This is a genomic window from Thiobacillus sp. (assembly GCF_018780105.1).
In the GTDB taxonomy this organism is placed as follows: Bacteria; Pseudomonadota; Gammaproteobacteria; order Burkholderiales; family Thiobacillaceae; genus Thiobacillus.
In genome coordinates this window covers 365,392-374,415 of record NZ_JADMKC010000005.1, presented here as the reverse complement: position 1 = coordinate 374,415, position 9,024 = coordinate 365,392, and the positions used below count along the sequence as shown (strand labels likewise).

7 protein-coding genes are annotated in these 9,024 nt (G+C 61.1%); 3 read left to right on the top strand and 4 right to left on the bottom strand.

What is annotated here, in order from left to right; all coding sequences use genetic code 11:
• Together IV098_RS06155 and IV098_RS06150 are read right to left on the bottom strand one after the other, a co-directional pair.
• On the bottom strand, positions 1-1,726 hold a 1,726-nt coding region (locus tag IV098_RS06155; protein WP_296887071.1), incomplete at its 3' end, for an FAD-dependent oxidoreductase.
• Positions 1,727-1,728: 2 nt separating this feature from the next.
• Positions 1,729-3,012: a CoB--CoM heterodisulfide reductase iron-sulfur subunit A family protein gene (locus IV098_RS06150; protein WP_296887069.1), complete on the bottom strand. Its 1,284-nt coding sequence runs from the start codon at positions 3,010-3,012 to the stop codon at positions 1,729-1,731.
• A gap of 414 nt (positions 3,013-3,426) precedes the next feature.
• On the opposite strand from IV098_RS06150, the gene IV098_RS06145 reads away from it, so the two are divergent.
• Together IV098_RS06145 and IV098_RS06140 are read left to right on the top strand one after the other, a co-directional pair.
• Positions 3,427-3,642, top strand: coding sequence for a hypothetical protein (locus IV098_RS06145; protein ID WP_296887067.1), 216 nt, complete (start codon positions 3,427-3,429; stop codon positions 3,640-3,642).
• A gap of 40 nt (positions 3,643-3,682) precedes the next feature.
• Positions 3,683-4,336, top strand: a complete 654-nt coding sequence (locus IV098_RS06140; RefSeq protein WP_296887065.1) for a rhodanese-like domain-containing protein — start codon at positions 3,683-3,685, stop codon at positions 4,334-4,336.
• 65 nt (positions 4,337-4,401) lie between these two features.
• Here the strand turns inward: IV098_RS06140 and IV098_RS06135 are convergent, their stop codons facing one another.
• On the bottom strand, positions 4,402-4,953 hold the full coding sequence (locus IV098_RS06135; protein ID WP_296887063.1) for a metallophosphoesterase family protein: 552 nt from the start codon (positions 4,951-4,953) through the stop codon (positions 4,402-4,404).
• A 2-nt stretch (positions 4,954-4,955) separates the two neighbouring features.
• Positions 4,956-5,504 carry an inorganic diphosphatase gene (ppa, locus tag IV098_RS06130; RefSeq protein ID WP_296887061.1) on the bottom strand — a complete coding sequence of 183 codons (549 nt, stop codon included), beginning with the start codon at positions 5,502-5,504 and terminating at the stop codon, positions 4,956-4,958.
• Between the two features lie 93 nt (positions 5,505-5,597).
• Here ppa and mfd point away from each other — a divergent pair, with 93 nt between their 5' ends.
• The gene (mfd, locus tag IV098_RS06125; RefSeq protein WP_296887060.1) at positions 5,598-9,017 is read left to right on the top strand and encodes a transcription-repair coupling factor; all 3,420 of its coding nucleotides are present in this window, start codon (positions 5,598-5,600) and stop codon (positions 9,015-9,017) included.
• Positions 9,018-9,024 lie beyond the last annotated feature (7 nt).

The window sequence follows — 9,024 nt, the reverse complement described above, 5'->3', positions numbered from 1 at the left end:
CGCCCATACAGGTGCCGCAACGACGGCAGCGCGATTCGTTGAACACCGGGAAGCGTTTTTCGTCTTCGTCGATGGCGCCGAATGGGCATTCCACCGTGCAGCGTTTGCACTGGGTGCAACCTTCCAGGCGCACCTTGGGGAAGGACAGATCGCCCGAGCGCGGATGCGCGGCACGACCCAGCTCGGCGTTCTCCAACGCCTGAATCGATTTCAGCGCAGCGCCGGTGGCATCTTCGCGCGCCTGCGCGATGTCCATCGGCCGGCGCACCGGGCCGGCGGTGTAGATGCCGGTGCGGCGGGTTTCGTAGGGGAAACAGATAAAGTGGGAATCGGTGAAACCCTGCTTCAACTGCGGCACGTCCTTGCCCTGACGGTAGGTCAGGTTGAGGATGGAAATCGGCTTGATTTCAACCACGCCCTCTTCTGCCGCTGCCACCGGTGCGTCGATGTTGATGCCCGAGTTCGGCACCTGGCCGGTGGCGAGCACCACCAGATCGACATCCAGCATGGCGGCGTCTTTGTCGTCGAGAATCAGGTCGTGGAATTTCACCGTGCTGGTGTTGCCGCCGGGTACGACTTCGGCGACCTTGCCCTTGGTGAAGATGACGCCTTTTTCCTGCGCGCTACGGTAGAAATCCTCGCCGTTGCCCGGGGTGCGCAGATCGGTGTAGATGATGGTGGTGTCAACGCTGGGGTTGGCATCCTTGAAGTACATCGCCTGCTTGATGCTGGTGTTGCAGCAATAACCCGAGCAATAAGCCAGATGCGTGCCGCTGGGGTCGCGTTGTCCGGCGCACTGCACGAACACCACCGACTTCACCGGCTGGTTACCGGACGGACGGCGGATAATGCCATCGCCTGCAGCAGCCGCAAGCGCCAGCGCTTCGAGGCCGGCCTGATCGACCACGTTGGCCGACTTGCCGCCGCCGAGTTCCGGCAGCTTGTTCATGTCGTACAAGGAAAAGCCGCTCGCTTGCACGATAGCGCCAATATCTTCGGTGTGGGTAGCCCCGGATTCGGTGGCGATGTCCACGATGAAGCGACCCGGTGCACCGTCGGTCTTGGCGACAGTCGCGTTCAGATACACCTTGATGTTGCTGTCGCCCAGCACCTGCGACACGAGTTCGCCGACGCCGGTATCGGCAGGTGACTTGAACGGCTCGTGCACCGGCACGCGCTTGTAGAGCTTGGCCGCCCAGCCGCCAAGTGCGCCGGTTTTTTCCACCAGCACCACCGGGTAGCCGGTTTTCGAGGCCTCGATCGCGGTAGTCATGCCGGTGACGCCGCCGCCCACGACCAGCAGGGTCTTGCTGCTGCCGGTAACGGTATTGCCGGCGGGAGCGGTCATGGCCTTCACTTCGGCGCAGCCCATGCGGATGTAGTCTTCCGCCATTTCCTGCGTGGTTTCGCGCGCCTCGTCGGTGTCGGGACGAATCCAGATCACGCCTTCGCGCAGGTTGGCGCGGGCTACAGCGTTTTCAGGGAAAAAGAATGCCTCGGTTTTGGCTCGGCGCGAACAGGCACCGATCATGATGTGGGTGACGCCTTCATTGGCGATGTCATTTTTGATCATCGCCACGCCGTCGGCGTTGCAGAGGAAATCGTGCGATTTCGCCAGCGGCACCTTGCCGTCCTTTTGCGCAATCTTGACCAGCGCGTCCGCATCCAGACGCTCGCCGAGTCCGCAGCCCTTGCAGATATACGCTGCGACTTTAATGTCAGCCATGTTTAAGCCTCCGCCTTTGCTACTTTATTGACTACCTGGATGGCTCTGAGCGCGGCTGCCGTGGCCGACTGCACGGCACGGTTCACGTCCAGCGCGTTCGTCGCACAGCCTGCGCCGAACACCGCGCCGTTGGCCGGATCGGCCTCGATGAAGCCGCTCGAATCCGCCACGATGTGGCCAGGAATATTGATGCCCTTGACCGAGGGTTCCATGCCGACGGCCAGCACCACCAGATCGTGCGGCGTGGTGTAGCGTTTATAGCCTTCCGTGTCGACACCATGGCACACCGGGTTGCCATGCTCGTCTTCTGTGACCTTGGCCACCTTGGACTTGATGAAACTGACTGAAGCATCGGCCTGGACTTTTTGATAGAAATCCTCGAAGCGGTCGATGGCACGGATGTCGATGTAGTAAATGGTCGACTTGCCGTCTTCCGGGTATTTCTCGCGCACGTAATGCGTCTGTTTCAGCGAGGCCATGCAGCAGATGCGCGAACAGTGGCGCAAATGGTTTTCGTCACGCGAGCCGGCACACTGGATGAAGGCAATGTTTTTGGCTTCCTTGCCGTCGCCGGGACGCAGAATTTTGCCGCCAGTCGGGCCATGGATATCGGCCAGGCGCTCGAACTCGACGCTGGTGATGACGTTTTTGAAACGGCCGTAGCCGTAGGGCTGAATCTTCGCTGCGTCGTACGGCTGCCAACCGGTTGCCCAGATCACGGCGCCGGCTTTGACCTGGATCGTTTCCTCTTTCATGTCGAGGTCGATCGCGCCGTACTTGCAGGCGGCCTTGGCCTTGTCCGCGTCGGCGCTGCCGATGATTCCAGGATCCAGCACATAACGCTGCGGGTACGCCATTGCATTCGGCAGGTACGCGGCTTTATGTGTGCCGAGGTTGTAGTTGAACGGATCGGGAACTTCCATCGACACCGCACGCCCGCAATCGCCGCAACCGGTGCAGTTTTCGTTGACGTAGCGCGGTTTGACCTTGATGGAGGCGGTGTAATCGCCGGTGCTGCCTTCGAGGCCGGTGACTTCGGCCAGTGTCAGTACGCGAATCCGGGGGTTGTTCTTGAGGCGGCGCTGGTTGATTTCCAGGCCACAGGTGGGATGACACAGCTTGGGAAAGTAGCGGTACAGCTGGGAGGTACGTCCGCCGAGCGCCGGATTTTTCTCAACCAGGACGACATTCTTGCCGGTTTCAGCCGCTTCGAGTGCAGCGGTCATGCCGGAAATGCCGCCGCCCACCACGAGTATGGTCTCGTTGGTCGCAACGATGTCCGTCATTAGTTTCCTCCATCCGATTGAAGCAAAGCCATTTTTGGAATATCTGGGGTTCAAGGCTTTGCATCGCCCCAGATAGCCGGATTTGAAGCCCGAAGTAATGCGGCAAATGGTACTCCGAAGCCCGCGCCCGCCATCATGTGCGGGCGCGCAATTTCAATCGAAGTTTTCTATACGGGAATAAGAGGAAATATTTTGGGGCACGCCTGCCGCCTGGTTTGACCCCGGCGGCGAAAGAATGGCGTGTTTGGTCATGACAATTTGACCGCGTCATGACATCGGCGTCATGATTGATCTGCGTAACAAATAAAGAGGCTTTATGAATCATTGGCTTATAAGTTGGCACAGCTAATGCTTGTTGCAATGGCGGAATCAAGGCCAGCCCAGGGCGGCGCCAGAAAACACCAAGGAGACAGAATGAAGAAAGCCCGTAGCGTGTCTTTAGCGATGGCAACCGCGTTTGTGCTGAATGCCGGCCTGGCCTTTGCCGAAGAACCTGCAACGACCCCACCCGCCAAACCCGAAACATCGACCCAGGCGGAGAAACCCGCCACCCCCAAGGAGGAAACCCCCAGCCCAAGGCCAGCTGAAAAAGGAACAGACAAGCCCAATGAAGATCCAAACTGCGAATGAACACCGAACTGCTTCAATCAGAACAATTTAGGAGACAACCATGAAATTACACACCCTGTTCGCTGCATCAGCCCTGTTCACCGTGCTTGCCCTGCCCATGACGGCGAGTGCGCTGGACGTCAATATTGCAGCTGACCTGCCTTCTGTCGATGTCATGCATGGTGGCCAGAAAGTCAGCATCATGCGCAACCAGAACCCGAACAACACGGTCAACGCCGACTTCGCTAAAACCTCACGCAAATGTCCACCTTTCTGCATCCAGCCGGGTGAAATGGGCTCCGGCGTCGAAACCATCGGCGAACTGGAAGTCATGCACTACCTGAAGAAAATGAGCGATGGCGACAAGTCCATTATCGTGGTCGATTCGCGTACGCCGGACTGGGTTGAAAAGGGCACGATCCCCGGCTCTATCAACATTCCGTGGGACAAGCTCAACATCGGTAAATCCGATCCCATCACGGTGCAGGAGATTCTGGAAAAGAACTTCGGCGTGAAAAACCAGGATGGTTTCTACATGTTCGACAACGCCAAGACCGTCGTCATGTTCTGTAACGGCCCGTGGTGCGGCCAGTCGCCCACCAACATCAAGGGGCTGCTTAAAATCGGTTACCCGGGCAACAAGATCAAGTGGTATCGCGGCGGCATGCAGGACTGGGAAGTGCTGGGCCTGACCACTGTCAAGCCGGCCAAGTAAACGGCAAGCAGCCATTAAAAACGGGGCGTGATGCCCCGTTTTTTTATTGCCCCGAATTGACGACTTCAGACGTGTGGCGTCACGGGCGGCAGAATGGAAGCTGGGGCCGCCTCCAGGGTAATGATCTCGAACTGCATGCTTTCGAGGTCGGCCATGATGTAGGTAGGCGGCGCACCGACCCCGCCCACGGTACCGGGATTAATCAGCCAGGTTTGGCCGCCCTTGACGGTGGCCACCTGCGAAATGCTGGACTGGTGGTCGTGGCCGCAACACACCAGGTCGTAATCCCCGGTACAGGCCAGCGCCTGCGCGTAATGCGGGTAATGCACCAGAAACAGGTTGCGGTCAGCCAGCGTGAACGCCGCATCCTGACCGTGGTAGCGAATCACGCTATTGGGTTCGGCCGCCAGCCGACTCATGTTGTAGAGATCGCCGGTGTTGTTGCCATGGATGACATGCACCGGCAACTCGTATTTTTGCAGCACGCGCAAAGTGGTCGGTGCGACCACATCGCCGCAGTGCAGCACCGCTTCCGCCCCGTTCGCCTTGGCGTGTTCAACCGCCGCGCCCAGCAGGCGGCGGTTGTCGTGGGAATCGGAGAGGATGCAGACTTTCATCTTCAGAACGCGGGCTTGTCGCTGGTGTTGCGGTAGCGTTCGACGCCAGCAAGGATTTCAGCCCGGGCGTCGTCCACACCCACCCAACCGTCAACCTTGACCCATTTGCCCTGCTCAAGATCCTTGTAGTGCTCGAAAAAGTGGGAAATCTGCTGCAGCAGCAGGGGCTGCAGGTCTTCAGGCTTGTTCACCCCCTTGTACAGACCACACAGCTTGTCGACCGGCACAGCCAGCAGCTTGCCGTCCACGCCGGCTTCGTCGGTCATTTTCAGCATGCCGATCGGGCGGCAGCGCACCACCACACCGGTGATCAGCGGAATCGGGGTAATCACCAGCACGTCGACCGGATCGCCGTCTTCGGACAGGGTGTGCGGAATGTAGCCGTAGTTGCAGGGGTAGTGCATGGCGGTGGACATGAAGCGGTCAACGAACATGGCGCCGGACTCCTTGTCGACTTCGTATTTGATCGGTTCGCCGTGGGCGGGGATTTCGATGATGACGTTGAAATCGTCGGGCAGATTGCGACCGGAACTGACTAGATTGAGGCTCATGAAAAGGAACAAAAACGAGGGAAAGGCGCGGATTATACCTGCCCCGTCGCGGCTTCGAAGCGCGCGGGTTCCCCTTATAATCCGACTATTTGCATGGCGTTCTTCCCCTCCTCCTCTCACACCCATGGCCAGACCGGGCTTGCCGGCGCCGCCGACGCGCTGTATCTGGTCGAACTGGCACGCCAGGCCGCACCGCTGGTGGTGGTGTGCGCCAGCGCCTGGGACGCCAATCGCCTGACCGAGGAATTGCGCTGGTTCGATCCTGAACTGCGCATCTGCGCCTTTCCCGACTGGGAAACCCTGCCTTACGACACGTTCTCGCCCCACCCCGACCTGATTTCGGAGCGCCTGGCAACGCTGTACCAGATTTCACGCGGCGACTTCGATGTGGCCGTGGTGGCGCTTTCCACCGCACTGTACCGGCTCGCGCCGCCTGCGTTTCTGGCCGCCCATACCTTCTTCCTCAAGCAGAAGGACACCCTCGACGAAGCCGCTTTCCGCAGCCAGATGATGCTGGGCGGCTACAACCATGTGAACCAGGTGTTCGCGCCGGGGGAGTTTTCCATCCGCGGCGGCCTGATCGACTTGTTTCCGATGGGCAGTCCGCTGCCGTACCGGATCGACCTGTTCGACAACGAAATCGAAACGCTGCGCGCGTTCGACGTCGATACCCAGCGCAGCATTTACCCGGTGAACGAGGTACGTCTGCTGCCGGCGCGCGAATTCCCGCTCGACGAAACCGGCATCACCCGCTTCCGGCAGAATTTCCGCGAGCGCTTCGAGGGCGATCCATCCAAGTGCAAGCTGTACAAGGACGTCAGCAATGGCCTCGCGCCCGGCGGGATCGAGTATTACCTGCCGCTGTTTTTCGAAGAGACGGCGACCCTGTTCGACTACCTGCCCAAGCAGACCACGCTGGTGAGCCACGGCGCGCTCGATCCCGCCGGCCAGGCGTTCTGGGCCGACGCGCAAAGCCGGCATCGCCTGCTGTCGGGCGACAAGGACCGCCCGCTGCTGCCGCCCGCCGAGTTGTTCCTGCCGACCGATGCGTTTTTCACCCGCGCCCGGGACTATGCGCGCCACGACGTCAGCCAGACCCGTAGCGAGCAGGCTGGAAGCGGCCTCGCGCATCCCGTGCCGCCGATTTCGGTGGATCGCCGCGAAGCGCTGCCGGTCGTGCGTCTGGCCGGCTTCATCGCGCATTTCCAGGGCCAGACCCTGATCGTCGCGCCTTCCGCCGGGCGTCGCGAAACCCTGCATGAGTATCTGGCCGAGCATGGCATTGCCGCGACGCTGTGCGACAACTGGACCGATTGCCGGCAGCGCAGCGACCCCGTCCTGCTCACCTACGGCCCGCTCGCCGAAGGCTTCGTGGGCAACGCCACGCCGCTCGCGGTCATCACCGAAACCGAGCTCTACGCGATTCCGCCGAAAACCCGGCGCACCCGCGAGGCGCGCGCCACGCAGATCGACAACCTGCTGCGCGACCTGTCGGAACTGAAGCCGGGCGATCCAGTGGTGCACGCGCAATACGGCGTCGGCCAGTACCTCGGCCTGATCAACATGGACCTCGGCGACGGCGACACCGAGTTTTTGCACCTCGAATACGCCAAGGGCGACAAGCTCTATGTGCCGGTCGCCAGCCTGCATCTGATTTCGCGCTACAGCGGCGCCGGCGAAGGCGCGGCGCCGCTGCACAAGCTCGGCACCGACCAGTGGGAAAAGGCGCGCCGCCGCGCGATGCAGGCGGCGCGCGATACCGCGGCCGAGCTGCTGAACCTGTACGCCCTGCGCGCGGCGCGCGAAGGCCATGCCTTTACGTTTTCGCCGCACGATTACGAAGCCTTTGCCGAGGGCTTTGGCTTCGAGGAAACCCCCGACCAGGCCGCCGCCATTGCGGCTGTCATGGCCGACATGCAGTCGGGCAAACCGATGGACCGGCTGGTGTGCGGCGACGTCGGCTTCGGCAAGACCGAGGTCGCGCTGCGCGCCGCCTTCATGGCGGTGATGGGCGGCTATCAGGTGGCGGTGCTGGTACCGACCACGCTGCTGGCCGAGCAACACTTCAACAACTTCTCCGACCGGTTTTCGGCCTGGCCGGTCAAGCTGGCCGAACTGTCGCGCTTCCGCTCCGCCAAGGAGCAGGCCGAGGCGCTGCAGGCGCTGACCGACGGCAAGCTCGACATCGTCATCGGCACCCATCGCCTGATCCAGAAGGATGTGAAATTCGCCCGCCTGGGGTTGGTGATCCTCGACGAGGAACACCGTTTCGGCGTGCGCCAGAAGGAACAACTGAAGGCGTTGCGCGCCGAGGTCGACGTCCTGACCCTGACCGCTACGCCGATTCCGCGCACCCTGGCGATGTCGCTCGAAGGCATCCGCGACTTTTCGGTGATTGCGACCGCGCCGCAAAAACGGCTGGCGGTCAAAACCTTCGTCCAGTCGTTTTCCAGCGGACTGATCCGCGAAGCCGTGCTGCGCGAACTCAAGCGCGGCGGCCAGGTGTACTTTCTGCACAACGAAGTCAGCACGATCCAGAACATGTTCGAAATGCTGGAAAAGCTGTTGCCCGAAGCCCGCATCCGCGTCGGCCACGGTCAGCAAAGCGAACGCGAACTGGAACAGGTGATGCGCGACTTTTACCAGCAACGCTTCGACATTCTGCTGTGCACCACCATCATCGAAACCGGCATCGACATCCCCACCGCCAACACCATCCTGATCAACCGCGCGGATAAGTTCGGCCTCGCGCAGTTGCACCAGTTGCGCGGCCGGGTCGGTCGTTCGCACCACCAGGCCTTTGCCTACCTGCTGGTGGAAGAGGACCGAACCATTACAGTTCAGGCGAAAAAACGCCTGGAAGCCATTCAATTAATGGAAGAACTGGGTTCGGGCTTCCATCTGGCGATGCACGACCTGGAAATCCGCGGCTGCGGCGAAGTGCTGGGCGACAAGCAGAGCGGCGAAATCCTCGAAGTCGGCTTTTCGCTCTACAACGACATGCTGGCCGGCGCGGTCGCCAGCCTGAAGGCGGGCAACGAGCCCGACATGAGCCAGCCGCTGGGCGTGGTGTCCGAAATCAACCTGCACCTGCCCGCGCTGCTGCCGACCGATTACTGCCCCGACGTGCATGAACGCCTGGTGCTGTACAAGCGCTTGGCGAGCGTGCAGGACCTAGACAACCTGACCCAGCTACAGGAAGAGCTGATCGACCGCTTCGGCGCCCTGCCCGATCCGGCGCGGGCGTTGCTCAGCACCCACCGCCTGCGGCTGGCGGCCAAGCCGCTCGGCATCATGAAGGTCGACGCCAGCAGCGAAAGCATCCTGCTGCAGTTCGTGCCGCAACCGCCGATCGATCCGGGCCGCATCATCCAGCTCATCCAGTCCCGGCGCGACATCAAGCTGGCGGGCGAGAACCGCCTGCGCTGGACTTTGCCCGCATCGGTCGATGCCGGCGTGGCCTCGGATATCCGGGTTGCCCACGTCATTACTCTGTTTAACCTGTTGAAATAAGTCATTG

Bases quoted from the DNA above. Each gene is read 5' to 3' on its own strand.
- IV098_RS06150 (WP_296887069.1), bottom strand. From the start codon at position 3,012: ATGACGGACATCGTTGCGACCAACGAGACCATACTCGTGGTGGGCGGC.
- IV098_RS06145 (WP_296887067.1), top strand. From the start codon at position 3,427: ATGAAGAAAGCCCGTAGCGTGTCTTTAGCGATGGCAACCGCGTTTGTG.
- IV098_RS06140 (WP_296887065.1), top strand. From the start codon at position 3,683: ATGAAATTACACACCCTGTTCGCTGCATCAGCCCTGTTCACCGTGCTT.
- IV098_RS06135 (WP_296887063.1), bottom strand. From the start codon at position 4,953: ATGAAAGTCTGCATCCTCTCCGATTCCCACGACAACCGCCGCCTGCTG.
- ppa (WP_296887061.1), bottom strand. From the start codon at position 5,504: ATGAGCCTCAATCTAGTCAGTTCCGGTCGCAATCTGCCCGACGATTTC.
- mfd (WP_296887060.1), top strand. From the start codon at position 5,598: ATGGCGTTCTTCCCCTCCTCCTCTCACACCCATGGCCAGACCGGGCTT.